We start from the raw sequence: 26,504 nt of genomic DNA on the forward strand, positions 1-26,504 counted from the left end.
CCGAAGGCGTGCTTTTTGCACGTCGAGGACTGTTATTCACCCTGCAACGCCGTAGACGGTATGCATATTTTCAAAAGTAGGGTGCTAGCATAATTCGGCTTTTTAGTCTATACTAAATGTATTCAAAATAGCCGGTCTATATCGCTGGGGGTATCATACCCTTGTGATAACGGCATACCTATGGAGAGTTACAGCATGAAAGAATTAATTTCTCGTTCCGGTGCAAAATATACCGAAGTGATTTGTCCCGCTTCTGCTATGGTATACCGCCTCGGTTCACTGTTTAAAAAAGCTTTCTATAATAAAAAGTATTTTTTGTCGGTCGTATTGACGACCTTTATTTTTTTGGGCTTGGGCACCGCTGTCTATGCAGAAAGTGTCCCTACGGTACAACGTGGTGTTATCGATTTACGCAACTGGAACTTTGACACTCAGGGTAAAGTGATGCTTAACGGTACTTATGGCTTTTTCTGGAACGAATTTCTGGAAGATTGGAAAGAACCCTCTGTCTATATGTCGGTGCCGTCTTCTTGGGCAGCTGAAAAAGCGGGACAAGGTAAGGCCTATCCTTCAAACGGATATGCGACATATACCATAAGACTACTGTTGCCCAAAGGAGCACCTTCTCTTTCGGTGTATCTGAAAAACCGATTCCCTTCGCTGACAGTTTTTGCAAACGGCGTAAAACTTGACACATATAATCCTTCCGGAAGAAAACTTACAGATGCGCAATCTTCTTGTTTTGTATTACCCTCGGGCGAAACGCAGATCGATCTTTTGATTCAAATAAAGAGTATTGATCACAAAAAACAGGGTATATACAATCCTGTTATCCTTAATAAAACATCCGTCCTCGAATCGTCCATATATCAACGTAAGCTTATCGAAGCAATGATTTTCAGCTTTGCGTTAGCGCTCGGTCTTTACCATTTGATATTGTTTATTTTCAGATCAAAAGAAATCAGTATTTTGTATTTTACCATGCTCGTATTTATCGTTATGATACGAATACTCTCGACAGGGACGATGATTGGATGCGATTTATTCGGCTTGTCTTGGATGGCAACGCTCCGTATGGATTACTTTACTTTTGCAACTGTTTCAGTTCCCGTCATCTTATACTTTTATGAACTATATAAGAAATATATTCATAAGGCGATTGTCATTGTCTGGGTTTCCGAAGGTCTTCTATATGGAATTCTAACGCTTGTTACAAAAGGTTCTTTTTTTACATCCTTCCTTTTTGTACACCAAATTATTTGCCTTTTTGAAGTTTTTTATATTCTGTATCTTATCGTGCGGCTTATTTATAAAAAAGAACAAGAGGCATCGTTTATTGCAATTGGATTTGCCGCGTTGATAATTACCTCCGTGATCGATCTCCTTGAAGGGATGGATATTATTCAGATATCGGCAACGCTCCCCTTCGGGCTCCTCTCTTTCCTACTGATTCAGGCAGTGTCGTTTGCCAGAATATTTTATTTTGAAAAGCGAGAGAGTGAGTTGATGCGTGATAAAGTCATTGCTTCTTCCGATCAATTGGGTACATTTATCACCGAAATTAAAAAGGTTATCGAAGATTTGGCAAACGAAGATAGCGTGTTGACTTCGAATATGCACAACGCTCAGTCTTATGTTGATAAAATTTCAAGCTATATTAAGTTAGTACTCGAAGAGGTATCCTCACAGAAAACAAGTTTGATTGATACGGAAACCAATACTAACTATTTAAATACGTTCCTTGAAGGTTTAGATACGAAGATTACGCATCAAAGTGAAAAATCGAAGGATGCGATGGATAAGCTTACGGACTTAATCCAAAACACAAAACTGTTAACGGAAAAATTCAAGGTTATTCAAGATAACTTCATAAATATCTTCCAAGCAAATGAAGTCGGAAAAACGAACTTTTCAAAGATGACAAAGACGATATCCGACATTACTACCCGTTCCGCCGTTTTGCTTGAGACCAACCAGTTGATAACACAGGTCGCGGAGCAGACGGATATGCTTGCAATGAACGCTGCTATCGAAGCGGCTCATGCGGGTGATGCCGGAAAAGGGTTTGCCGTTGTTGCTGAAGAAATCCGAAATTTGGCTGAGAGGGCGTCTGCCGAATCGGATTCAACAGGGAAAATTATTAAGCAGATTACTGCCTCCATTGATGAAACTGCTTCTGCGACAGATGTTTTAGCTCAGAGTTTCACTGATATTAGTGATAAGGTGACGGACTTTGAACACATGCTCGTGGAAATCGCAACCTTTATCGGACATACGGATGCCCATACAACCCGGATGGAAGAAACGCTGAAAGAAGTATTGGAAGAAATGACGGCTTTGAAGAACGAAAATAGCCGAATAATTGAAACACGAGAAAATACGGTTTCCAGCTTTGGACGTTTAACAAAAGCAACGGAAAAAGTTAATGCAGAAATTGATTCAATGCTTGACAATATTACCAACTTAATACGTATTTTTTCAAAAACTGCAGAATCGCAAGAGCAAACACGGGAAATTATCGGTCGCTTAAATCGTTTATCTTCTCAGAATCAGGAAGTGGTGGCGGATAACAATGAAATTCCCGAAATCTAATCATATTTTCGATGTTTCTTAAAAATAATGGGAATCTCTAAAACTCTGTTTTGGGAGATTCCCTTAGATATTTATGGGTTAAGGAAAAACGATGGCTCAAAACAGTAAAATTACTCCTGAAGTATTTGACAATTTACTCTATCTTTCGCGTCTTTCTTCTAACGACAGCGACATGGAGTCTATTGCCGGACAGGTTGGTCAAATTGTTGAATATTTCGATATTCTCAAAAAGTATGATGTGCCTACCGAGGCAGACGACACTGCAATGATTTCGGAAGGGTTACTCCGCCGCGATACTATTGTAGCAGGCATAACACAGTCGGATTTGAAGAAGATGTCGAGTGAATATATGGACGGCTATTTCCGTGTACCTAAAGTCCTCGGGAGCGGGGTGTGATTATGAAAGATCTTTGTACAGCAAGTTTAGCCGAATTAAGAACGTACTTGGAAGAAGGGGCGGTCTCTTCCGTTGACATCGTTCGTGCATTAAAGGCAGCATATCAGGCGGATGAAAAGCAAACGACGCCGTTGCATGGATTTATTGAGTTTTTTGACGATGCAGAAGCGCAAGCGGAAAAAGCTGATGCACTGCGGAAAGAAGGCAAGGGGACTGATAAGCCGCTATTAGGCTTGCCCTTTGCAGTAAAAGATAATATTTCAATACGCGGGAAACTCTGTACCTGCTGCAGTAAAATATTGGACGGCTACAGAGCCCCGTACAATGCGACGGTTATTACCCGTTTAACGGAGGCTGGCGCAATACCGATTGGTAGAGCAAATATGGATGAGTTTGCGATGGGTTCTTCCACTGAATATTCAGTATATGGGCCGTCGCATAATCCTGTAGATCGCGCGCTGACACCCGGTGGCAGTTCGGGCGGTTCCGCAGCGGTGGTTGCAGGCTTTCAAGTTCCGTTTGCGCTCGGTACGGAAACGGGTGGTTCCGTGCGGCTTCCCGCTTCGTATTGCGGAATATACGGATTAAAACCGACTTATGGCGCTATCAGCCGCTACGGTGTGGTTGCATTCGGTTCTTCACTCGACCAAGTAGGACTTTTCGCCCGCTGTGTGGATGATGTCGGTTTGGGGCTTTCCGTTGCAGCAGGCGCCGACCCGCATGATGAAACGAGTGTTCAATATGATTTTTCTTCCTGCGCACATTTGGAACCATACACTGACAGCGATTTAAAGAAACTTCGCATTGCATTACCGGTTGAATTTACGCAAGCAAAAGGTTTGGATACGGATGTTGCGGCAATATTTGAAAAATGCCGCAGTTGGTTTGCGTCAAAAGGTATTCAAGTTGACTCCGTTTCCGTACCGGTTCTTGAATCTGCAATCGCAACGTATTACGTAATAGCCCTTTCCGAAGCTTCAAGCAATCTTGCCCGCTTTGACGGAATCCGTTACGGCTTACGCGAGGATCCGGGAAAGGGATACGACGAATTATACTGTGCAACCCGTTCTGCCGGTTTCGGCCGCGAGGTAAAACGGCGCATTATCACCGGAAACTATGTATTATCGCATCATCTGTCGGGAGATTGCTATGAAAGTGCGCTCCGTGTCCGCGCCCGTATGGAAAAAGAGGTTGGGGCGGTCTTACAGCAGTATGACTTTATTTTCTGTCCGACTGCGCCGACACCGGCATTTAAGCTCGGGGAGCGTGTAAACGATCCGCTTGCGATGTACCTTTCGGATTTATTTACAACATTTGTTAATTTATCCCATATTCCGGCGCTGTCGATACCTGCGGGCAAAGCACAAGACAGCCGCCCGATCGGTATGCAAATTGCGGGCGCGAAGCTTTCTGAAGAAAAAATCTTACGATTGGCAAAAACGTTGGAGGCGGCACGGGTATGAGTTCGGAATTATCCTACGAAGTAATTATCGGCTGTGAAATTCACTGCCAACTGTTAACAAAGACAAAGGCCTTTTGCTCTTGCGAAAACCGTTACGGCGGAATGCCGAATACCCGTGTTTGTCCGGCTTGTTTGGGACTTCCCGGCGCCTTGCCCGTTATCGGCGATGAATATGTGAAACTCGGTATTAAAGCAGGGTTTGCGCTCGGCTGTACCGTTAACGAATTCAGTAAGTTTGACCGCAAACATTATTTTTATCCCGACTTGGTTAAAGGCTATCAAATTACCCAATTCGATAAACCGATTTGCGAAAACGGTCAGGTTGAAATCAATATGGCAGCTCCCAATGAACCGCCGCAGATGAGGACAATCAGAATTGAACGCATTCACCTTGAAGAAGATGCCGGTAAAAGCCTTCACATCGAAGGAGCGCATAGCTATGTAGACTATAACCGCTGCGGGGTTCCGCTGATCGAAATCGTATCCAAGCCGGATATGAAAAGCCCCGAAGAAGCAGCGCAGTATATGCAGACAATTCGGGAAATTTTAAAGTTTATCGGCGTTACCGACGGTAATTTGGAAGAAGGTGCGATGCGCTGCGACGCGAACATCAACCTAAAAGTATTTGAAAACGGCAAAGAATATCGGACGCCGATTTCCGAAGTCAAGAATATGAACTCGTTTAGAACGGTACGCGACGCCTGTGCGTATGAGGTTCAGCGGCAGCTCGAAGAGTTTAAAACGGATCGGCAGGAGTATTCAGCCGATTTTAAACGTACGATGGGATGGGATGAGCCGAGCGGAAAGACCGTTATCCAGCGTACAAAAAATTCCGCGCTTGACTACCGTTTTATGCGCGAACCCGATATCCCTTCGCTGATGCTGAGTCGTGAATACATCGATTCGGTATGCAAAACCGTTGGAGAGCTTCCGGCTGCAAAACGGGAACGTTTTAAGAAAGAATACGGTCTTTCTCAATTCGATGTGGAAACACTGACAACCGAGCGGAGTTTGGCAGAGTGGTTTGAAGCTGCCGCCGCTCAAACAAAAGATCCCAAAAAAGTTGCTAACTGGGTACTTGCGGAAGTTCTTGCGGTATTAAATGAAAAGCATATCGGACTTGAGCAGCTGCCCTTCGGCCCCGGCCATATTGCCGAACTGGTAAATGAGCTTGATGCACAGACTATTACCAGCAAGCAGGCAAAGGATGTGTTTGTTGAGATGTTGGAAAGCGGTGAGCATCCCCAGCAGATCATCAAAAACAGGGGAATGACGCAGGTAAGCGATACCGGTGTTATCGAGAAACTGGTGGATGAGGTCTTTGCGGCAAATCCCCAAGCTATCGCCGACTGGAAAAAGGGTAAGACCAATGTCGCCGGTTGGCTGATGGGGCAGGTGATGAAAAAGTCGCAAGGCAAGGCGAATCCCAATCAAACGACGGAATTGGTACGAAAAAAACTTGCTGCATTATAAAAGTAAGATGAAACCTTCCTTAAAATGCAACAGTTGAACAAAGTTTGAACTTTGTTCAACTGTTGCATTAGCGCGCGAAAAGCGCACATGTTCAATAAGCGACGTTTGCGATGAGCAAACTCGCCGTGTTTTTCAGCCGCGCTATTTCAGCGGCTGAAAATAAACCTTTCTTTAACTTTGGCAGCCTGATTGGACTGCCGAAGTTATACCTGCTCTAAGGATTGTTTTTTTTGGGGGGAGACAGTACCATCCCGCGGTGTTACGCATATTAAAGAGCAATAACCACGGTTCTTTTTTGAACTTTTATCTTTCTTGTCATATCTATTCTTGCAGTAAATAGAAAGTTGTAGTAAAATCATTTTAAATAGTCATAGAATATAATGAGGTGAATGTGTACATTGGCCAAGTATAATGATTCTAAGAAAAACGATAATTATTCCGACTACGGAGAAATAAATGTCAGAGCAAAAAGAAAACCAAAAGAGTAAAAATGAAAGAGTAAAGTTTCCGATAGGTGCAAAACTGGTTATGATGATTTCCATTTTGCTGATTATTGCCCTTGGTACTATTACTTTGCTGGTAACATTGTTTGGTAGCGAAGATGTCCAAATAACCGCTGAAGAAAACAATCGAACGGTAAATGCACAGGCGGCAAGTTCCGTTGAAAATGAACTTTCTTCTATTAGAGCAAATGCTTTTCTGTTATTGGATCTCATCAATACGGCCGAAAGCTCAAGCAGTTTTGCAAAGCAAGCTGCCACGTTTTATTTTGAACGAAACCCTTCGGTTGCGGCTGTTCTGGTTACCGATTCACGACGTCCCGACGGTATCGACCGTACGCTGCTGAATACGATGTTTTTTTTATCCCATGAGCTGGAGCCTTCACTCGTAGAAACGTTTTTAAAGCAGGAACGAGAAGCTGCTGCTCAAGTAGAGCAGGGAATTATGAAAATTCTCAACGCTGCTCCGCTTTTTAATCAGCCGATGTTGGTCTTATTTTATCCCTATAGAGAAAAGGGTCTTGCACAGGGACTTGCGGTATTCTTTTCTGTGGAAAAACTTTCCGATGGGTTTGGGCAGGGAACGTTGCAAACAACGTACCTCGTAAACGATACGGGCGATGTGCTTATTCATCCCGATTTTGATCTTATCCGCCGCGGTGCAAATGTAGCCTCTTTTCCGCTTTTTACTCAGATGCGCGAAAACGGCGATACCAACCGGCAGATGCTGTTTCGGGATGATACCGGCAAAAAATACTTCGGTTCATATACACGGCTTTCGCTTGGAGATGCGGCGGTTCTTACCACTGCAGAAGCTGCCCAAGTGCTTGAGCCTGTCAATGATACGGCGAAACGAAACCTCTATTTAAGCATCGCCGTACTCGCGCTTTCGGCAATGTTCGTGTGGTTCCTATCAAAATCCATTAGCACACCGATTAAACTTTTGACCGCTGCCGCTCATCAGATTGAAGCGGGTGAATATGAGCTCGATTTAAAACCGAAGACACAAGACGAAATTGGGCTTTTAACTTCAAGTTTTGTGCAGATGGGGAAGGGGCTTGCAGAACGGGAACGCCTCAAGGATTCGTTCGGTAGGTTTATCAATAAGGAAATTGCAGAGCTTGCAGCGCAGGGGCGGTTAGCGCTCGGTGGCGAAACGAAAGAGACGACGATTTTCTTTTCCGATATTCGTTCGTTTACTGCGATTTCCGAAAAACTCGAACCGTTTGAGGTTGTCGGTTTCTTAAATGAATATATGACGCAGATGGTTGAATGTGTCACCAATACTCACGGCGTCGTTGATAAGTTTATCGGCGATGCGATTATGGCTGTTTGGGGTGCGCCGACAAGTTCCGGCTCTCCACGTGAAGATGCGTTGAACTGTATCCGTGCGGCGCTCCGTATGCGAGCGGCGCTTATGCAGTTTAACCGCGGACGGGGAGGGGATAAAAAACCGATTATCCGCATCGGATGCGGTATTAATTCAGGACCCGTTGTTGCAGGACAAATCGGTTCTCAGAAGCGTATGGAATATACGGTTATCGGTGATGCGGTAAACCTTGCATCACGAATGGAAGCTTTGAATAAGCCGATGGGAACCGATATTCTTATCACTGAATACACTTACAAGCTGGTACATGATCAGGTTCTGGTAGAAGAGATGCCGTCGGTTACCGTAAAAGGAAAAGAGAAGCCGCTCCGTATGTTTGCGGTCATCAATATGCCCAACGAAAAAGGTATCCCGGGTGCAGGTGAAAAAGGCCCGACGAGTCTTAATCAGATTAGAAACGTATTGGGAATTCCTATTCCCGATTTTGCAAAGGTAAATCTTAATGAAGACGAGAAAAAATACAAAATCCAATCCTAATTTTAAAAATACGGGTGCGGATATTTCCGTTGTAGCCCTTTGTCTATTGATAATTTTTATTTGCTCATTTTTATTTGTGAGGAATTTAAATAGAACGTTTTCACGTAACGATAAGACACCGGTTGCAACGGTTACGTTTAAATATAAGTCGGTTCAGCGCAAGTTCCTTGACCGCGCCGTTTGGGATCGCCCGCAGCAGAATTCTCCCGTATATAACGGTGATACCATACGTACGTCCCCTGAAGCGGAAGCAACCTTGTATTTTGTTGATCGTAACGTTGTCGAGCTCGGTTCGAGTACGATGATTCAGGTATTTGTCAACAACGAAGAATCCCGTATTGATCTGACGAATGGGCTCGTATCGGTTGAAACTTCGGATTCTTCTAACATGTTGGTTAGTTCTGAAAACACGACTGCAAAGATTTCAAAAGGTTCTTCGTTCCGTGCGGATAAAAGCGGCGAGGGAAATCTGCAGCTCGTTGTAGAAAAAGGTGAAGCCGCCGTTACCGGACAGGAGGAAGGAGCACAATCGGAGCTGCTGACACAAGGTTCGGTTATACAGACGGGAATACAAGCGCCTCTGGTAGTAGTCAGTCCCGGTAAAAATGTAAGATTACTCAATCAAAGCGGAAACGGCGTTGATGTACCCTTCCAATGGCAAAGCTCTTTGCCTGCCGGTGAAGAATTAATACTTGAAACTTCTCCACTCAGTAATTTTTCCGATGAAGTTCAAAAATATACGGTTACCGGTCTGACGGAATATACGCTTACGCAACAGAGTATATCTTTCTATTGGCGGCTCTATTCTGCTACAACCGGATCGTCTGATGCGAATGTGCAATCCGGTAAGGTGAATATCATCGCTGCCCCTGCTCCGGTATTATTGGAACCCGCTCTCGAAGCAGAGTATAGCTATACTGCGGCGCCCCCTGCTATCCGTTTCTTATGGGAGGGCAATTCTCTTGTCGCTTCTTATCTATTGGAAGTTGCCGACAATCCTGACCTGAAAAATCCCCAATTAAGTCGGTTTGTCAATACGCAGTCACTTACATTGTCTGACTTTGCTGAAGGTACATGGTACTGGCGTGTTACCCCTCGATATCTTATCGGTGTCGAAAATGCACCTGAGCCATCGAAAACAGCGTTCTTTCATATAGAAAAACAAGCCGCTATAGCTGAAATCCCGCAGGTGCTTTTCCCTCAAGCAACAGCAGAGACCTCGCGCGGAAAAGAGATGTCTTTTGCATGGAAAAATATCTCCGAAACGAAATCTTATCGGCTTAAAGTTGCAAAAGACGCTGAAATGAAGACTATTGTTGTCGATAGGGTGGTTGAATCAAACTCTTTTAAACTTGACGATGCTGCAGCGCTTCTGCCGAACGGTGATTATTATTGGACGGTATCAGGGATCGATTCAAAGGGAGCCGAGATGGCTGCCTCAGCGCCCGTTAAATTTCAAACCGTTAATACCGATTATTCATTGCGCGGTATTTTCCCGCCGAATGGATATGTGCTTGCGGATACCTTGTGTCCCGATACCCGTTTTACGTGGAAAACAAATGTCGAAACTGAAAAGCATTTTCAAGTTTCTGCCTCAAAAGATTTCTCGAAGCTTGTTGCCGACGTTAAAACATCCGGTAACGGCATTGAAGGTATCTCTTTACCGCAAGGTCAGTGGTATTGGCGAGTTGTCGCCGATAGTGAGGCCGGCTTTTTAAAAGCTGAAACAAAGCATTTTACCGTTGCTTCTCCATTGGCAAAGCCGACCTTGTTCGATGTCGGCAATATGCTCGTTGTATTCCCCGAAGGTAAAACAAAATTCGAGTGGTCGTCTGTTAAGGAGGCTGATTATTATCAAGTACGTATTATAAAAATCGGTAATGAAGATTCGCCGGTATACGAGAATTTATTTATTACGGGTACGAAAGTTGAAATAGCTTTACAGAATGTTAAAGATGGAAATTATCGTATTAGTATTCAGGGGTTTGCCGCTGCATCCGTAACTTCTACGCGACGGTACGGGCTTGCAGTTGACCATGATTTTGTTCTTAAGCATTTAAGACCCGTTGAACTTGTCTATCCTGCCAACGGCGCAAAAATCGGCGGACTTGAAGCGGCCTTGAAGCCTTTCAGCTTTGAATGGGAATCAGTTATTCCGCCCTCTTCATCAACGCTTATATTAAGAAAATCCGGTGTCGCAAAACCGGTGTTTGAAGCATCCAACCCTGCATTAAAGGTGCAAGCACCTCCGCTTGAGTCGGGAAAATATACATGGGAAATAAAAGCTGTTGTACCGGAAGGTTTTGACATTTCATCGCGTAAGCGATTCGCGTTTACCGTTCTACCGATACCGCCGCTTCCGCCTGCTGCATTCAGTTTCCCAAAAGCAGATACCGTATTGGATGCTGCTTTCTTTAAGTCAAACCGAACTATCGAGTTTAGATGGCGTTCAGTGGATGATGCCACCCATTATCGTTTTAAACTTTTGGATTCTTCAGGACGCTCAATATTTACGGCCGATATCCGTGCAGATGAGGCAAAAGATCCGGCAGTCAACTTTAAAGACATTGCGCGTTTATCCCGTGGTACTTTTTCTGCAGAAGTAAGAGCTCAGCGGCGGTTAAGTAATGGAAAAGTATTCCAAGACGGGACTGTTTCACGTGTACGTTTCCAAATAGATATACCTAAGGCAAGAGCGGTATCGACGGACGAGACGGGAGTTTTGTATGGAAAATAAGTACGGTTTGCTACTCGCCGGTATTTTCTTTTTTTGTTTTATCTCATTATCGGCGCAAGAGCTTTCTTCCCCTGTAGAGGAATCAAAAAAAGGAGAGAATGAAAAGAAAAATTATTTTCTTAAAGAAACCGATAAAGGTGTCGAGCTTGTGCAGCGGCTTTCTTGGGAAGCGTTGGATGATATTTTCGGTTTTGAATTTGAGCTGGAACAGCGGGATAAAAAAACAAAGGTCTGGCGTGCAATAGATAAACGTACCGTAAAAACGAATTATGCGGACGTTTCTTTGCCTCCGGGGGATTATCGTTTTCGCGTGCGGGTTATCAATCTTTTAGGGCAAAAAGAAGAGGCGAGTGAATACCGTAATTTTGCTATTCGAATCGCTTATCAGCCGGAAGTTACTTCGGTTTCTCCGCAAGTTATCAACTTCGATGAGCTGGAAGAACAAACACTCACCATAACCGGTAAAAATTTCCATGAAGAAACGGACTTTATTCTTACAAATAATTTTAGCGGATCGGTTTTACACGGAACTATTGTTGAGATAAAAGACAACGGTACCCATGCAGTTGTCGCCTTTGATTTTATGAAGACCAATCCGGGTACCTATACCTTTGCAGCAGTCGATCCGAGCGATCTTTTAGCGGAAAAAGATGATATCATATTTCGATTTCAAAAACCAATTGATATATTTATTTCCGGCAACTATGTTTTTAATGGCTTTATCGGAAATCAAGTATTGTCAAAAAAAGACTATTTCAATACGAATATTGCACCTTTGGCGGGTGGTATACGGCTAACTGTTGCTCCGATAAAGCGGTTTTACGGGAATTTCGGTTTTAATTTTACCGGTTCCGGAGCCTATTTAAGAAATAAGACCGACGGGTATACGTTGAGTGGGGGATTGCTATTTGCAAGTTTAAACGCCGCATATTTTGTACCGATTATTAAACATCGATTGGTGTTCGATGCACATGCCGGATTTGGTACGATGTTTCTCGTAAATACGCAGTTTACCTATAATACTGCTAATACAACGGAAAAACTGACAAGCCCAAAGGGATGGTCTGCGGAATTGACGTTCAACGCCGGTACGGCTTTATATGTGTACGTATACAAAAAACTATATGTTGAATTCAATATCGATCATGTTATTCCAATTCCAATCAATATAGGAAAAATTAAACAAGGAAAAGGCTTCCCAGCATATATTATCCAACCTCAGTTAGGTATCGGATGGGAATTCTAAAAGCTCAGGTATCTCTAAGAACTCAATGAGCATTTAGAGACGCCCGGTGCTTAATCTTGATATTCAATCGTTTCTACCATCCGATCTTTTGATAAGACCGTATTGGGGAATATTTCTTGTGCATCTTTTAAAAGCTGTTTTAAGTCATAATCCGTATAACGTGGGCTGTAGTGAATAAGCGCCATTTTTTTTACTGCAGCATCTCGTGCGATGCGGGCAGCCTGCGTACAAGTCATGTGTTTTTTTTCGGCAGCATCTTGTTCCATACCTTTTGCAAACATGGATTCGCAGACTAAGAAGTCGGATCCTGCAACCTCCGGTGCAATAGTCGGTAGATATTTTGTATCGGTTACAAAGCTGAATTTTCTGCCGCTTCGAGGCGGGCCGAGCACTTGGCTGCTTTCTACGACAGTACCGTTTGCCACTTCTACTGCTAATCCTGCCTGCAGCTTTGACCAGAGTGGGCCGCACGGAACATTAAGCCTACGTGCCGATTCGGGGTCGAAGGCTCCCGGACGGGGAAATTCCTCAAATACGTAGCCGAGACATGGCTTGGTATGCTCGAGCCAAAACGCCCGCACTTGAAATTCATCGGTTTTATACACAATGCCGGGTTCGGTAACTTCTTGAATGATAATTTCGTAATTGATATACATATCGAGCACTTGTCGGCTTGTTTCAACATATTCTTTAATTTTCGGCGGACCGATAATGTAGAGCGGCTCATCGCGGTCAACCTGCGCCGATAGCATCAGAATTCCCGGTAATCCCGTTACATGATCCGCATGGGTATGACTGATAAAGATGGCATTGATTTTTTTCCATCGGAGATTTAGGCGGCGTAGGGAAACTTGCGTACCTTCACCTGCATCAAAAAGGAATAAATCGCCCTCACGGCGAAGCAGCACCGAAGTAAGATGGCGGTACGGTAAAGGCATCATGCCTCCGCAACCCAAGATAAACGCTTCAAGATTCATAGCTGGAAAACAGTATACCTTTTTTGGGGCTTGACGTAAATAGTAAAATAAGATAAACTCTTTTTTGTTATTTATCGAATGCGGGCAATTAGCTCAGTTGGTTAGAGTACAAGCATGACACGCTTGGGGTCGCTGGTTCGATTCCAGCATTGCCCAATCCCGCCAGAATAAGCTGATGAATAGGATAGGTTTGCGGCTTTTAGTAAGTAAGCTTTGCTCACAGGTTTCTCTTAGATTTAATTTATTATTTATAATAGCAATCACTAGTAGACAGAACGCTCATTATTGATAGATTTAATTGAATATTATACCATACTTCATAGTGGTTTGTCTAGTAGTCGTTCTTCGATTGCGTTAATACTGCTGTCGGGGGTTGAAGCGCCGGCAGCGAGGCCTATTGTACTATATCGGTAAACTTCCTGCGGAATATCATCGGCGGATTCGGCAAGCCAAGCCGGCTTACCGCTGTCGAGGGCGGTTTGCAACAGACGGCGCGTATTGGCGGAATTACCGCCGCCGATAACGAGGATTGCATCAACCTCTTTAATGAGCTCTAGGAGCGCCTCCTGCCGCTCGTCAGTTGCCGGACAGATAGTTTCCAAAACAGTAAGGTTAGAAATTGTGCTATTGAGGATTTCGGCGATTGCACGGTATTCTTCCCGCTTAATGGTAGTTTGGGCAATAAGAACGGTAGGCGCTCCGTCATACGGTAGTTTTTCCGCTTCCGCCGCTGTCTGCACGGTAATACACTTACCATCCGGCACTGACAAGGCGTATCCTTTAATCCCGATCAATTCTCCGTGATTTTTATCTCCGGCAAGGATAACCGTATACCCTTTTTGGGAATACTGCGCAGCCCTCAGTTGACTTGCGATAACGCGGGGGCAGGTTGCATCGATAATAATTGCCCCGCAGTCTATTAGTTCTTGTCGTTTCTGCGGGGCAATGCCGTGTGCTCTGATAATAATTGGCGAGTCGGGTATAATCTGCGATTTAAGCTCCTCGTCGGGGTTTACAATACACACACCCTTTGCTTCTAAAAGGCGCATCGTTACCGGATTGTGGATAAGCGGACCATAAGTATAAACGGTTTTGTCAGGATACTTGGCAAGGGCGCGATATACCGCCTCTACCGCCCTTCGCACTCCCATACAGTAGCCGAGCACTTTTGCCCGCTTCACCTGCCGATGCTGTTCTTGCGGATACGGTCTATCGGATTGCATCATTTTATACTTTTTTCCCTTTGAGTCTTAATTAAAATCTTTGACGATTTCTTTCACAGCAGCAACAAACTGTTCCAGCTCGCCTCTTTCCGTGTTATGTCCGATGGAAATCCGTACGGCATTTTGCGCAATTTCGGGACTAACGGAAAGAGCAGCCAGTATCGGTCGAACTTTTTTCTTTGAGGAACACGCTGAGCCGGCCGATATGAAGATTCCGCGATCGGAGAGACATCGCATCATAATCTCTGCCGGAATATTTTTAAAACTTACTTGTATGATCCACGGTGAAAATGTAGGGGCGCATTTAGTACTATTCGGTACTGTGTCATTCGATATTTCGACCGACGCTCTTGCAGCAGGGATAATCGAACATTCGGGGATTCGGCACAATGCTTCGATGAGAAATTGCGACAACTCCCCTGCCCGCTCAAATTTTTGCTGAAAATCCGTATATGTTGTTTCAAGACAGCGGGCAAGCGCACAGGCTCCGGCAAGATTTTCCGTTCCTGGCCGAATATTGCGCTCCTGTGAGCCGCCGCGGATTCCGGAATTTAAGGGCTGTTTTAAGTATAATAGTCCGATACCGCGCGGACCGCCGATCTTATGGGCGCTCATCGAAGCGGAATGCACATCGGCAAGACCAAGCTCCGCTACGGGCAATTTCCCGATCGATTGCACCATGTCAACATGGAAATGAACGGGTCTTTTTCCGGCTGTATGTGCTTTGAGAGCCTGTGCAATGTCGCGAACCGGCTGCACAGAACCAATCTCGTTGTTAACGCCCATAATTGCAACCAGCATGGTATCTTCCCGCAGCGTATGGAGCACTGCATCGGGGGTAACGCAGCCGCTCTTATCGGAAGGTGCGGTTAAAACTGTCCAGCCGCAGTGCTCCAAGACAGCGGCTTGTTCCCGCACCGACGGGTGCTCGATAGTGCTGATAACAAGACTACCGGTTGCCGGACGGGTTAATAATGAAAGGAGTACGAGGCTGTTTGATTCGGATGCGCCGGAGGTGAAATAGAGCGTTTCGGCAGGGACTCCGAGCACTGCGGCGCAGCGGCTGCGAGCTTTTTCCAGCATATCCCGTGCCTCTTTTCCGAAACGGTGTTGAGCCGAAGGATTTGCGAACACAGCCGTTGCTTCACGGTAAGCGGCTTCGATCTCGTCGGTGTACGGCATTGCCGATGCTGCCCAATCCAGATAAATCATATCAGTACCTCCCGTATTATAGAAGTATCAACTTCGCGTACCTGTGTTTTAAGGATATTCTCCTGAAGAACAAGCCGGATCACCCCTCCGCGGTTCTTTTTATCTTTTTTCATGCGTGCGATAATCGCATCAGCAAAAGAACCATCCTTAAACCGTCTACTAAAGTAGACAGAATCTGTGCACCAGTCGTAACGGTTAAGAATTGTTGTAAAGTCATCAGCATAGTCTTTATCGGTGAGTTGCAAACGGAGACCTACGGCTAAGGCGCGGGATATACCCCATGCGACGGCGTCTCCGTGCGGTATGGAAAAATGGGCTAAACTTTCGAGTGCGTGACCAAAGGTATGTCCGAAATTTAAGAAAGCGCGTTCTCCTTGTTCGGTAAAATCCCGCTCGACAACCCGAGCTTTTGCCTCCGCTGCGCGGCGAATTAGCTTCGAAATGCAGGCGCTATCTCTGCGGACAATCTCATCATGCTGGGTTACGAACATTTGATACAGTTCGGTATCGTAGAGGACTCCCGTTTTCAGTATTTCTGCAAGGCCGGAGCGATATTCGGCTTCCGGTAAGGAACGGAGTACCGGAAAACAGAGGATAATCGATGAGGCGGCGTAAAACGTACCGATAAGGTTTTTATAACCGGAAAGGTTAATTGCCGTTTTGCCGCCGATGCTTGCGTCAGCCATTGCGAGCACGGTTGTCGGCACCAGAATACATCGGACACCGCGCATATAGAGTGAAGCGGCAAGGGCGGTTATGTCGCACACTGCGCCGCCGCCGAACGCAATAAAACAAGCGTGCCGGTCAAGTTCATATTCGGCAGCTTTCTCGGCAATAAGCGCAAGATTTTTTAAGTTTTTTGCAGCATCTCCTGCCGACAGCACTACCAGCGGCACTTGAGCGGAAAAATTTTCAGCTTGCCGTAAAAGAGGGAGCGTATGCTCGTCGCATACGTACAATGCGTCTACTCTCCCCTTCTCTTCCGAAAGTTCAGGGAGCCGGATGGTATCCGAGTGCCACCAAACCTGCGTAGTTCCGTGCGGCGTAGAAAACGAAAACGATTGTGGTAATTGTTTCATCGGTTTTTTGCTAAAGTTTTAAACGTTAGTCGGTGTGTGAGGCTGCCGGAGCCGCCGTTCGCGATGTTTTTCTATTTTTTATTTTTAACCAGAGCAGTTTTTCCGTTTCATAATTAGGATTTAAGTCCGTCCGCCAATAAAAAAACATTCGCACACCGCGTATCAGCTGTCTAACCGGCTTAGCTGCTCTTTTGCAGATACCGTAAACAGGAATAACGATAAGACCGGGTACTTCATTTGCTTCCATTGTAAACTGGATCTTTCCTTCGGGGTCTTCAAGCTGTATCCATGACACTTTATTGAATGCCTCCGTCGTAATACAGCGTTCTTTCTTTTGATTATCATCACAGTCATACAACGATAAAGAAGGCACAATAGAATCGGTTTCCTCCAAGGCAATATCAATTTCAGCAACAAAATAAGCGGAAAGATTAAAAGGACTATCGTTTTTTAAGATGTACTGAACCTGTGTTCCTTCGGGAAAAAAGGTGTATTGTTTACGCAGAGAAACCGGCTGCTTGATACCGGAATCAAATAAACCGGAAGTTGACAGTTTCAGCTCAGAGCGGATTGTATTAATTTCGGTTTCTTGATAGGTATTATCGGAAAATACGGTTGTAAGCGCTTCCGGCAGCCCATCTTGGAGGCGCTGCAAGGCTGCTTCCGATAAGAGATAGTCGATAAACATCCCCGAATGCTCGAGCGGCATATCGGAATAATTTTTATAAGCAGAGAATACATCACATTCAAAAATCTTCCCGCCGTGATGATGCACATACATATTTAATGATGAACGTTGCGATAAGACTTCTTTAAAACCGTCCATATCGATATCATATCGGGTAAGGCCTTCGGTAAATATACCCGGAAGCCGCGTTTGTTTTTCGGCAACAAGCAGTTTTCGATAGGCAATACAGCGTAATTCGTTATGGTATTCGGGGATACAAGGTTCCAGCGCGAAAAGCTCTGCGTTTTGCGCTTTCCATAGCTCTTGCAAGGCATATTTTTTACGCGCTTTATCGCCTTTCATACCGTTTGCTAACATATTCACATACATCATTTTTGAATAAATTTTAAAGGCATCACGCTGCAGCGTAATGGTATGTTTTACCGCATGTCCTGTCGGAGTATCGCAAAGAATGGTATTTGAATCGACGTATACCGGCAGATGCGGGCGCCGCCGCTTCATCAATTCAGCCGTATGGGTAAGCCGTATGACCGAATCCGGTTGATTACATATATCAATAAAAGAAGAAAACCAGTTCTGCCCATCTTTATTCTTTTCGAGGCATTTTATATAAGTTTTAACCGGTAAGAAAAGAAGATACATCGATTCTCCGGTAGATGAGGCTGCATTTGCTAATTTATCATAAAATTCTTGCGGTGTACGGTTTAGAAAATCAAGATCATCGGGAATATACGGAAATACGGTTATCGTTTTTCCTTTATCTTCAACAATTGCAGGAGAAAAATCAGCATTTTGATTATTTTGTTCTCTATATTGAGGAAATAGGCGATAATCGAGGAGACAATATTCCATACCGCACCGAGTAAACGGTGTAATCAATGACGGTGTCCATGCAGAAGCAGTTAAAAAAAGACCGCGTGGCCGCTTTCCGAAATGGGTACGGATAGCAGAAGTCATCATCTCAATTTGACCGATAACATCGGGAGCCGACAAGAGCGAGAGATAGGGCTGGTAATATCCTCCGCCCAGAAGCTCAATTTGCTTACGGGAAAGCATATTGTTAAGCAACATCGTATATGCTTGACGCTTCCCTTTCTGCCACTCTAAAAAGCTGCCTGTTGCAAAAATAGTCAGAGGCAGTTTTTCTTCCGCTTGAATACCGGAAAAAAAAGATTTATACAGCGATGCAATGTCATTTTTATCAATCTGCTGCAAATAGGAGATGGAAAGCTGTACGCAAAAGCATAAATGTACATTTTTCTTCGAGGTATTCACAGGATCATCCTTACTAAAACAATGCTTATTGTATACTATTTTTAGTAAATATGGAAGCATAAATTTTCGTATTCATAGCAACTGTATCAGAAAATTTTAAGTGAAAGCCTCCTTGGGTAGCTCTAAAAACTTCAGCTAGTTGTTAGAGATACCCGATGAGTATTTTTTATGTTGATTATTGATGAGAAGTGGATGAATCCGAGTCATCGGCAGCGGGCTTGTCCGTTTCGGCGACTGCATCGGATGAATCAGACAGTGTAGTTTCCGGCGCTGCGAGGACAGGTTGGTGCGGTAACTGAGATTCCGCCTTGATAATATCCTCAAATTCTTGTTTATCAATCGTTTCTTTCTCAAGCAGGCGCTTTGCAATATAGTCCAACAGGGACTTTTTTGCTTGTAACCGGTTTACAACGATGGCGTATTGCTCTTCCATGATGCGGGCAATCTCTTCATCGATATACTGCTGCGTTGTTTCAGAGTATTCGCGTACCAGCTGAGGATCCCCCGCTCCGTATCCACTGCCCCGCTTTGAAAGCGCAACGTTTTTAAAGCGGTCGCTCATACCATAGTCGGTTATCATACCGCGGATAATATCGGTAGCGCGTGAAAGATCATTTGCAGCGCCGGTGGAAACAACGCCGAACTGCACAAATTCGGCAGCCCGCCCGCCAAGCAGACAGTCAACCTCTGCAAGCAATTCCTTTTCAGTGCGCAGGAAGCGGTCTTCTTCGGGGATGTTTAGGGTATAGCCAAGCGCTGCAATACCGCGCGGTATAATGGAAACCTTATGTACCTTATCCGCCCCTTCGGTAAAGGCGGCCGTTATAGCGTGGCCTGTTTCATGGTAGGCAACAATCTGGCGTTCTTTTTCCTTGATTACCCTACTCTTCTTCTGCAAACCGGCGATGGCCTTTTCCACCGCTTCGTTGAGGTCTTCCGCAATAACTTCTTTACGACCGCCGCGCACCGCAAGCAACGCAGCCTCGTTAATCACGTTTGCAAGATCCGCGCCCGAAAAACCGCTCGTAATCCGCGCCGTATCGCTGAGATCAATTCCGCTGGAAAGCTTCACATTCTTGGCATGTATCTTGAGAATTTGCTCCCGCCCTTTCATATCGGGGCGATCAACCGCTACCTGCCGGTCAAACCGTCCGGGACGAAGCAGCGCGGGATCTAGAACATCAGGCCGGTTGGTTGCCGCAAGCAAAATGAGTCCCGTGCTGTTATCGAATCCATCCATTTCTACGAGCAGCTGATTGAGCGTCTGCTCCCGCTCGTCGTTTGAATGAATGGAATTCAGACGAGACTTACCGATGGCATCCAGCTCGTCGATAAATATGATACAGGGAGCTTTTTCCCGTGCTTGTTTAAAAAGGTCGCGTACGCGAGAGGCTCCGACACCGACGAACATCTCTACAAAGTCCGAACCGCTGATTCTAAAGAAAGGAACACCGGATTCCCCTGCAACGGCGCGAGCCAGTAAGGTCTTTCCGGTACCGGGCGGGCCAACCAATAAGACACCCCGAGGTATTTTACCGCCTATTTCGGTATATTTTTGAGGGTATTTTAAAAAGTCTACAACTTCAACCAGTTCTTCTTTTGCCTCATCGACACCTGCGACATCGCTAAAGCGGGTGGTAACTTTTCCTTCCTCGACAGCTGCGGATCGCGCTTGCCCTCCGGAAAAGATACTGCCGCCGAGTCCGCCGAGATTCGAGGTGAAACGCTTCATCACAAAATGCCAGAGAAGGAAGATAAAACCGAACGGAAGTATCCATTGTACCAAAAAGTCGACAAGAAAGTTATTTTCTTTAGGGCGTACTAAATAAATGACATTGTGCTCATCCAGCAGCTGTAAAAAAGATTCCGAATAGATCCCGACCGTTTGATAGGCGTCTCCCGTATCTGCCGACAAAAACGGCAATCTGCTGCGGGTTTGCTCACTGCTCGCCTGCGTCTTTGTTTGCCCGATAAAATACGTCGGTCCCATAATGACTTTGACGATTTCACCCGATGCAACGCGATCTTTAAACTCCGAAAAGGGAATAACATTCGCATCTTGCTTCATCAAAAACTGGTTTGCAATAAGCAGCGCGATAAACACGCCGACAATAATAGCGATAAAAGGAAGTTTCGGTTTCTTTTGATCCTTGTTGTTATTATTGTTATTGGACGGTTCCGGACTCAACTTAAAAAAATTAAAGGGATCTCGTTCGTTCGGATCCTTTTTATTCTTATCATCATTTTGATTCATAATTGCCGTTGCCTCATCTTTTTATTTTAGGATTCCGCTCAAAACTTCGGTGAAGGTAGTGGAGATTCCCTATCTTATAAGGCATAACATACTCAAAAAAGACAATATAGACAAGCAGGATATTCAAAAAGTCAGGGCAAATGCATCAAGTTCTCCGCAATACGCGCCTGCAGAATAATGGAAAACAAGGAAAAGTTTTATAATTGACGATACCGGAAATAGATGATAGAATTGCATTTATGAAAATAGTTTCCGCCGCAACGGTGTTTCTTGCGGTAAGTGTAATATGTTGCTTGTTTTTCATAATACGAGCTATAAGAAATAGAAAAAGTGCACAATCAGTTCGGTTATATAACATTGTATTGGTTGTGATTATGCTCTTGTCGATAGCGGCAGCTTTGTTTTTCAGGCATACATCTTTTCCTCTTGCGTCGACAGCACTCGGCGCTCTTTGTTTTATACTATTAGTGATTATTGCATCAAACGATGCGGTCTACCGGCGGGAATATACAACGCTCAAAACGCAGACGGAGCTAATACAAGAAGAACTGGTTAAGGCGCAACGGCCTGATGAAACTGCAATGAGGGCAAAAGAATTGTTACCGGTCGGCAATACGTTCCTGATAAAAGCCGCCGAAGCGATACGACAACGAACCGATACGTCCGGTATTCTCGGTTTTATCAATAAAATCATGATAGAACAGCTCTTTGCAGACGGAGGTGTTATCCTTACCATCGGTGAATTTGAAGACGTGCTCAGCGTTAAGGCGTATAGTGGAAATTATCCGCCGCCGTATAAGCTGCCCGATGATGTGCCGCACCAGCAAGAGCAGGTTGCCACTAATTTTAGATATGCGGAATTTCCACTCAATAATTCATTTTTCGGTGAGGCCGCGCGTTCGGCACAATCGATTTTAATTCCGCATGCACAGGACGATAGTAGAATTGTTATCAACGGAGAAGAGCCGTTCCTCTTGCCGGGTTCGTTATTAACGCTACCAATGATTTATCACGGTACGGTAGCGGGGCTGATTTCTTTATCACGCAGTACCGAGCATGCACCGTTTACCGAATCCGATGTACAAATCGGCGAAATATTGACCAGCTATGCAACGGCTGCTCTGAGACTGATATATGATTTGCAGGATGAAACGGAATTAAACACCATCGAAAACGAAACCGATATTGCGAGCCGTATTCAAAGAATCTTGCTTCCTAAGAAGATTGTCGACACAGCGGACTTGAATTTTTCAGTGCTTTTTAATCAGGCGCGAGGCGTTTGCAGTGATTACTATGATATTATTCAGAATCAGAAAGATAGGCTTTTCTGTATTACCGCAGACGTTGCCGGAAAAAGTATTCACGCCTGTATCGTTATGGTGATGATTCGCTCGTTGCTCTATCTTATCACCAATACGGCGCAGAACACTCAGAGTATCCTCGATATTTTAAATAAGGGTATTACCGGAAAAATATCGATTGACCACTATGCAAGCATATCGTTATTGACGTATATTCCTGTAGAGAAAAGCATTGAATATGTAAATGCCGGAACGCAGTCTCTCCTCTTGTGGAAAGCTTCGACAAAGAAATTAGTGCGGCTTGAACAAAAATCGGATCCTATCGGTGTAGATAGTAAATCGGTTTATATCTGCAAAAGGATTCCTGTTGAAAAAGGAGATATCGCTGTTTTGTTTACCGACGGTATTATCGAAACACTGAATGATCGGGGCGAACCGTTTGGATTAAAAGCTCTTGCGGAGCTTTTGGCTGCAAACGCTACATTGTCGGCGAAAGCCATTACCGATAAAATCAATAAGCAAATAAAGATGTTTATGGGAAAGACATCACCGCATGATGATCAGACGGTGATGATTATTAAGGTAAAATAGCGTGAAGGAGAACGGAATATGGAACTGAAAATCCGAAAAAACAAGGATATATACATTGTCGATATAAGCGGAGAAATGGATTTATACAATTCGTATAAACTAAAGGAGTTGATTACCAAGATGCTTGAACGTCAGATTCAATGTATCGTACTCAATCTTGAAGAAGTTGAATATATCGATTCTTCCGGTATCGGCGCGTTGATTTATATTTGTTCAACCTTAAAAAAGAAAAACTTAAAATTATATATTACTAATATTCACGGTTCGGTAAAAAAAGTTATCGAATTAACAAAGTTGATGGGTTTCTTTCCCATCACTAATACTTTGGAAGAAGCACTGCAAAAATTAGCCGATAGTCAATAAAAATAGGAGAAAGTTACAATATGATTAAAGAGTTACGTGTTGATGGAAATGATCCGTTGTTTGATAAGACCGGTATGCTCTATAAGGAATTCCCTTCGGATTTTCGGCAGATTCGCTATTTTACCCTTTTAATTGTTCAATCCGCTCCGTTGGAAATTAAAGGAATTAACCTGCTTGAACAGCAAATCAGTGAAATTATCAAAAATGCCGTAAAGCATGGAAATAAATGCGACCCTAAAAAGAAAGTGAAGGTGTGGTACGAGTTTAGCCCCGAACACGCACACCTCATCGTAGAAGACGAAGGTTCCGGCTTTAAAGACATAGAAAAATGGAACGAGTTTAACCGGAAACGGCTTGAATGTCTGCATAAGCAGGATTTTACAAACCTCGGCGACTATGTTTCCTTTAGGACAGCGCAGAGTGATGAAAATGACGGCGGGAATGCATTATTTGCCGCTCTTGAGTACTGGAACGGCGGTTTTGTATTCGGCGATAAGCGTAATTCGATCGCGATGCTGAAACAATACCCCAAAAAACGCCACGGTATTGCAATAGAATAAAATAACACGGTGCTAATACGCCTTTTCCATCCCGCCGTTTGTAGCAATGGGGATATCTCAAAAGTTGCTTACTTTTTCAACAAGCTGACGGAGCAATTAATCCTAAGGCTCCGCCTTTCCACGGAACTGAAGTTTTTAAAAAGGCTACTCAAAAAATCAACAACTCCGACGCAAGTATCGGGGTTGTTGATTTTAGAAGAAAGCGATCTTTTACCGCTCTGTCTCGAAAAACCGGTGTCGGAGAATCTATTTACGCCTGATTCTTTTTGTATTCTGCGAGACCATTCAAATAGTAGAGCGCAGCCCAACAGGCATCGTGGGACGCAGTCTGATAACTTAGAACATCCGGATAGATTTCTACAAAATCAAACCCTTTTGCTCCGTAAAGCCCGGCTTCATGAACCATCATGCACAACTCATAGGAGCTAAGCCCGCACATATCCTGCGGGCCTTGAGGCATACAAGATGCATCCAGTGCGTCTGCACAGATAGTTATATAGACTTGCTCCGTATCTTTAAATGCCACCGCAATAGCCTCATCGATAGAAGCCTTCCACCCGTTTTCCTTGATCTCACGAGCAAGAATAATGTGTGCGCCGAATTTTTTTGCATTGTTAAATTCATCGCGATGATTCCGCGGGCCGCGAATTCCTATATGGACGATTTTCTCAGGATCAATGTTTGGGTCATTGTACATACGGTAAAACGGAGAACAGCGGGATAATTCATCGTCCCCGAAACGTGCATAGTTGTCCAAATGCGCATCAAAGTGCAGAACACCGATCTTGTGGGGATGCCGTTTTGCAATTTCACTGATAATAGGATATGCTATGCCGTGATCTCCGCCGAATGTAATAGGAAATAGCCCTTCATCAATAATTTCCCCAATCCGCTCCCGCACTTTTTCAAAGGTAAAACCGTAGTCGCCGTTACGGCAGGCAACATCGCCATAATCGCCGATTTTCAGGTAATCTGTACAGTCAATACCAAAATCCGGCAAAAAACCGGTATAACGGATTGAAACGGAACGGATGGATTTTGGCCCCTCAGTACAGGAAGAGTATCCGCCTATAGTACAGCCGCCCTCCCATGGAATACCGATGACTGCGGCATCCAGTCCTTTAAGATCCGACCGGCATTCCAGCACCGGAAGATTGAGCCACGAAGGAACTCCGCTGTAAATAGTATTTGGCAGAAAGTTAGGGTCATAAATTGTAGGTTTGCTGTAGCGCATAATTTTACGTCCTCCTTGTATAAAATCGTATTAAATACTCTTGTATTAGAATACACCGATAAAACTGCTGATACCGAGTATCAGAGAAACAATAAAGATGGCTATTCCGAGAATGTTTTGTATAATAGTATTAGTGTACTGCCCCATGATCTTTTTACGTCCGGTAAGATAAACGGTAATACCCACAACAACCGGCAACACAATTCCATTAACAGCCTGTGCTGTCATAATCAACGCAAGAGGGTTGCTGCCGGTAGCGGCAATGATAATGCCGACAATCAAAACGGCGGCGTTGGTAATGGTATATCGTTTGTCGGAGCGCGAAGTTTCCCAACCAAGAAGACCTGCCAGCACATAGGAAACGCCGATAGGTGTACAGACTGCAGATGAAACACCGGCAGCTATCAAACCGATTGCCATAAACGGCAGAGCAGCATCGCCGAGCAGCGGTTTTAACTGAACAGCCATATCCATAGCATTGTTGACGGCCATACCGCGCATTACAGTAGCAGACGTAACCATAATAGCACCGGTTACGACACCGCCGACAAGCATAGGCACAGTGGTGCCGAAAGAACAAAGCGGAAGCTCATCCGCCGTTTTCCATGTCCGTTTTGCACTGGCAGCATGTAAAAACATATTGTAAGGGACTACTGTGGTACCGATAAGAGCCAAACAAGTCATAATATTTCCTTGCGGAACTATTGGAATACAGCCGCGAAGCAATTCAACTATGTTCGGCTTTACAATAATCATAGTGATTAAAAATACAGCGGCCATAATAATCACACACACACCTAAAAGCTTTTCCAAGTATTTTACAGCATCATTGGCAAAAAAGAGAAGCAGCAGGATTCCCAAACCCCAAATCGGAGCAATAATTTTTGTAGAAATACCTGTCAAAGCGCTAATACCAAGAGCCGTTCCCGTTAAATCTCCGCCCATATAAGCAAAACCGCCCACAGCGATAGCAACAGCTACCAAACCGCAAAGAATGTATTTAAGCACCGGACGTTCCGCAAAGTCATCTGTAAGATTCTGTGCCAAATCTTTTTGAGTTACAATACCAAGCCGAGCCGCCATTCCTTGCACCACAACTACGGCAATGACGGAAAAGATAATGCACCAAAACAGTGCGAAACCGTGGGCTGCTCCTGCCCGAGTAGAACTTGTTACCGTTCCCGGCCCGATAAAAGAACCTACAATGAGAAAGCCGGGGCCCATAGCAATCAGTTTATCCTTAAAACCGTACCTTTTCTTTTGTCCTTGCATTTTGTCACCCCCTTTTTATTTTTGACAATAGCAAATGCAATTTGTCTATATAATATTCTAAGGAGTGTATTATCTTTTGTCAATATAATATTTTGATATTTTCATATTTTACTACATTATCAAATAGCTGTTCGTTGATTTTGATTTTTACTAAAGATATTTGACCATTTCAAATTGTATGGCTATACTAATTTTTGTTTC

18 protein-coding genes and 1 tRNA gene are annotated in these 26,504 nt (G+C 44.4%); 11 read left to right on the plus strand and 8 right to left on the minus strand.

Features of this window, described 5'->3' with window-relative positions; translation table 11 throughout:
- Nucleotides 1–195 precede the first annotated feature (195 nt).
- The 7 genes from HGH47_RS08420 (at nucleotide 196) to HGH47_RS08450 (ending at nucleotide 12,274) form a co-directional block, all read left to right on the plus strand.
- On the plus strand, nucleotides 196–2,592 hold the full coding sequence (locus HGH47_RS08420) for a methyl-accepting chemotaxis protein (RefSeq protein WP_432911701.1): 2,397 nt from the start codon (nucleotides 196–198) through the stop codon (nucleotides 2,590–2,592).
- Between the two features lie 91 nt (nucleotides 2,593–2,683).
- The gene (locus HGH47_RS08425) at nucleotides 2,684–2,989 is read left to right on the plus strand and encodes an Asp-tRNA(Asn)/Glu-tRNA(Gln) amidotransferase subunit GatC (RefSeq protein ID WP_212564794.1); all 306 of its coding nucleotides are present in this window, start codon (nucleotides 2,684–2,686) and stop codon (nucleotides 2,987–2,989) included.
- A 2-nt stretch (nucleotides 2,990–2,991) separates the two neighbouring features.
- Complete coding sequence (gene gatA / locus HGH47_RS08430; RefSeq protein WP_432911705.1) at nucleotides 2,992–4,452, plus strand: Asp-tRNA(Asn)/Glu-tRNA(Gln) amidotransferase subunit GatA; 1,461 nt, start codon at nucleotides 2,992–2,994, stop codon at nucleotides 4,450–4,452.
- Nucleotides 4,449–5,924 carry an Asp-tRNA(Asn)/Glu-tRNA(Gln) amidotransferase subunit GatB gene (gene gatB / locus HGH47_RS08435; RefSeq protein WP_432911708.1) on the plus strand — a complete coding sequence of 492 codons (1,476 nt, stop codon included), beginning with the start codon at nucleotides 4,449–4,451 and terminating at the stop codon, nucleotides 5,922–5,924. The genes gatA and gatB overlap by 4 nt, the downstream gene beginning before the upstream one ends.
- 456 nt (nucleotides 5,925–6,380) lie before the next feature.
- Nucleotides 6,381–8,291, plus strand: a complete 1,911-nt coding sequence (locus HGH47_RS08440) for an adenylate/guanylate cyclase domain-containing protein (protein ID WP_432911711.1) — start codon at nucleotides 6,381–6,383, stop codon at nucleotides 8,289–8,291.
- Nucleotides 8,257–11,028, plus strand: a complete 2,772-nt coding sequence (locus HGH47_RS08445) for a FecR domain-containing protein (protein ID WP_432911713.1) — start codon at nucleotides 8,257–8,259, stop codon at nucleotides 11,026–11,028. The genes HGH47_RS08440 and HGH47_RS08445 overlap by 35 nt, the downstream gene beginning before the upstream one ends.
- Nucleotides 11,018–12,274, plus strand: coding sequence for a fibronectin type III domain-containing protein (locus HGH47_RS08450; RefSeq protein WP_212564798.1), 1,257 nt, complete (start codon nucleotides 11,018–11,020; stop codon nucleotides 12,272–12,274). Before HGH47_RS08445 ends, HGH47_RS08450 begins: the two co-directional genes overlap by 11 nt.
- A gap of 50 nt (nucleotides 12,275–12,324) precedes the next feature.
- On the opposite strand, the gene HGH47_RS08455 is transcribed toward HGH47_RS08450, so the two are convergent.
- Nucleotides 12,325–13,251 (minus strand): ribonuclease Z, encoded by a 927-nt coding sequence (locus tag HGH47_RS08455; protein WP_432911718.1) that lies wholly within the window; start codon nucleotides 13,249–13,251, stop codon nucleotides 12,325–12,327.
- A gap of 82 nt (nucleotides 13,252–13,333) precedes the next feature.
- Here HGH47_RS08455 and HGH47_RS08460 point away from each other — a divergent pair.
- Nucleotides 13,334–13,407: transfer RNA gene (locus tag HGH47_RS08460), tRNA-Val, on the plus strand.
- Between the two features lie 161 nt (nucleotides 13,408–13,568).
- Here HGH47_RS08460 and ispH read toward each other — a convergent pair.
- The 5 genes from ispH to ftsH all read right to left on the minus strand — a co-directional run bounded on the left by ispH (nucleotide 13,569) and on the right by ftsH (nucleotide 20,982).
- Complete coding sequence (gene ispH, locus HGH47_RS08465; protein WP_432911721.1) at nucleotides 13,569–14,477, minus strand: 4-hydroxy-3-methylbut-2-enyl diphosphate reductase; 909 nt, start codon at nucleotides 14,475–14,477, stop codon at nucleotides 13,569–13,571.
- A 24-nt stretch (nucleotides 14,478–14,501) separates the two neighbouring features.
- Entirely contained in the window at nucleotides 14,502–15,686 is a 1,185-nt protein-coding gene (locus HGH47_RS08470; RefSeq protein WP_253675125.1) for a cysteine desulfurase family protein, read from the minus strand.
- Nucleotides 15,683–16,765: a 3-dehydroquinate synthase gene (locus HGH47_RS08475; protein ID WP_212564801.1), complete on the minus strand. Its 1,083-nt coding sequence runs from the start codon at nucleotides 16,763–16,765 to the stop codon at nucleotides 15,683–15,685. The genes HGH47_RS08470 and HGH47_RS08475 overlap by 4 nt, the downstream gene beginning before the upstream one ends.
- Before the next feature lie 25 nt (nucleotides 16,766–16,790).
- On the minus strand, nucleotides 16,791–18,728 hold the full coding sequence (locus tag HGH47_RS08480; RefSeq protein WP_212564802.1) for an alpha-amylase/4-alpha-glucanotransferase domain-containing protein: 1,938 nt from the start codon (nucleotides 18,726–18,728) through the stop codon (nucleotides 16,791–16,793).
- A gap of 175 nt (nucleotides 18,729–18,903) precedes the next feature.
- Nucleotides 18,904–20,982, minus strand: a complete 2,079-nt coding sequence (gene ftsH / locus HGH47_RS08485) for an ATP-dependent zinc metalloprotease FtsH (protein ID WP_230974326.1) — start codon at nucleotides 20,980–20,982, stop codon at nucleotides 18,904–18,906.
- A 374-nt stretch (nucleotides 20,983–21,356) separates the two neighbouring features.
- Here ftsH and HGH47_RS08490 point away from each other — a divergent pair, with 374 nt between their 5' ends.
- The 3 genes from HGH47_RS08490 to HGH47_RS08500 are packed head-to-tail and all read left to right on the plus strand — an operon-like array spanning nucleotide 21,357 to nucleotide 23,797.
- Nucleotides 21,357–22,874 (plus strand): PP2C family protein-serine/threonine phosphatase, encoded by a 1,518-nt coding sequence (locus HGH47_RS08490; protein WP_230974327.1) that lies wholly within the window; start codon nucleotides 21,357–21,359, stop codon nucleotides 22,872–22,874.
- A gap of 18 nt (nucleotides 22,875–22,892) precedes the next feature.
- Nucleotides 22,893–23,237: an anti-sigma factor antagonist gene (locus HGH47_RS08495; protein WP_212564804.1), complete on the plus strand. Its 345-nt coding sequence runs from the start codon at nucleotides 22,893–22,895 to the stop codon at nucleotides 23,235–23,237.
- Between the two features lie 20 nt (nucleotides 23,238–23,257).
- Entirely contained in the window at nucleotides 23,258–23,797 is a 540-nt protein-coding gene (locus HGH47_RS08500; protein ID WP_212564805.1) for an ATP-binding protein, read from the plus strand.
- A 250-nt stretch (nucleotides 23,798–24,047) separates the two neighbouring features.
- On the opposite strand, the gene HGH47_RS08505 is transcribed toward HGH47_RS08500, so the two are convergent.
- Both HGH47_RS08505 and HGH47_RS08510 read right to left on the minus strand, forming a co-directional pair.
- Nucleotides 24,048–25,031: an agmatinase family protein gene (locus HGH47_RS08505; RefSeq protein WP_212564806.1), complete on the minus strand. Its 984-nt coding sequence runs from the start codon at nucleotides 25,029–25,031 to the stop codon at nucleotides 24,048–24,050.
- Nucleotides 25,032–25,076: 45 nt separating this feature from the next.
- Nucleotides 25,077–26,303, minus strand: coding sequence for an Nramp family divalent metal transporter (locus HGH47_RS08510; protein WP_212564807.1), 1,227 nt, complete (start codon nucleotides 26,301–26,303; stop codon nucleotides 25,077–25,079).
- Nucleotides 26,304–26,504 lie beyond the last annotated feature (201 nt).

The organism is Treponema sp. OMZ 805 (assembly GCF_050937395.1).
GTDB lineage: Bacteria > Spirochaetota > Spirochaetia > Treponematales > Treponemataceae > Treponema.

What these genes read in the sequence shown, in the direction of transcription:
- ispH (WP_432911721.1), bottom strand. Translation starts at nt 14,477, where the DNA reads ATGATGCAATCCGATAGACCGTATCCGCAAGAACAGCATCGGCAGGTG.
- HGH47_RS08445 (WP_432911713.1), top strand. Translation starts at nt 8,257, where the DNA reads ATGAAGACGAGAAAAAATACAAAATCCAATCCTAATTTTAAAAATACG.
- HGH47_RS08510 (WP_212564807.1), bottom strand. Translation starts at nt 26,303, where the DNA reads ATGCAAGGACAAAAGAAAAGGTACGGTTTTAAGGATAAACTGATTGCT.
- HGH47_RS08450 (WP_212564798.1), top strand. Translation starts at nt 11,018, where the DNA reads ATGGAAAATAAGTACGGTTTGCTACTCGCCGGTATTTTCTTTTTTTGT.
- HGH47_RS08495 (WP_212564804.1), top strand. Translation starts at nt 22,893, where the DNA reads ATGGAACTGAAAATCCGAAAAAACAAGGATATATACATTGTCGATATA.
- HGH47_RS08470 (WP_253675125.1), bottom strand. Translation starts at nt 15,686, where the DNA reads ATGATTTATCTGGATTGGGCAGCATCGGCAATGCCGTACACCGACGAG.
- HGH47_RS08500 (WP_212564805.1), top strand. Translation starts at nt 23,258, where the DNA reads ATGATTAAAGAGTTACGTGTTGATGGAAATGATCCGTTGTTTGATAAG.
- HGH47_RS08425 (WP_212564794.1), top strand. Translation starts at nt 2,684, where the DNA reads ATGGCTCAAAACAGTAAAATTACTCCTGAAGTATTTGACAATTTACTC.
- HGH47_RS08490 (WP_230974327.1), top strand. Translation starts at nt 21,357, where the DNA reads ATGCTCTTGTCGATAGCGGCAGCTTTGTTTTTCAGGCATACATCTTTT.
- gatA (WP_432911705.1), top strand. Translation starts at nt 2,992, where the DNA reads ATGAAAGATCTTTGTACAGCAAGTTTAGCCGAATTAAGAACGTACTTG.
- HGH47_RS08475 (WP_212564801.1), bottom strand. Translation starts at nt 16,765, where the DNA reads ATGAAACAATTACCACAATCGTTTTCGTTTTCTACGCCGCACGGAACT.
- HGH47_RS08440 (WP_432911711.1), top strand. Translation starts at nt 6,381, where the DNA reads ATGTCAGAGCAAAAAGAAAACCAAAAGAGTAAAAATGAAAGAGTAAAG.
- HGH47_RS08455 (WP_432911718.1), bottom strand. Translation starts at nt 13,251, where the DNA reads ATGAATCTTGAAGCGTTTATCTTGGGTTGCGGAGGCATGATGCCTTTA.
- gatB (WP_432911708.1), top strand. Translation starts at nt 4,449, where the DNA reads ATGAGTTCGGAATTATCCTACGAAGTAATTATCGGCTGTGAAATTCAC.
- HGH47_RS08505 (WP_212564806.1), bottom strand. Translation starts at nt 25,031, where the DNA reads ATGCGCTACAGCAAACCTACAATTTATGACCCTAACTTTCTGCCAAAT.
- ftsH (WP_230974326.1), bottom strand. Translation starts at nt 20,982, where the DNA reads ATGAATCAAAATGATGATAAGAATAAAAAGGATCCGAACGAACGAGAT.
- HGH47_RS08420 (WP_432911701.1), top strand. Translation starts at nt 196, where the DNA reads ATGAAAGAATTAATTTCTCGTTCCGGTGCAAAATATACCGAAGTGATT.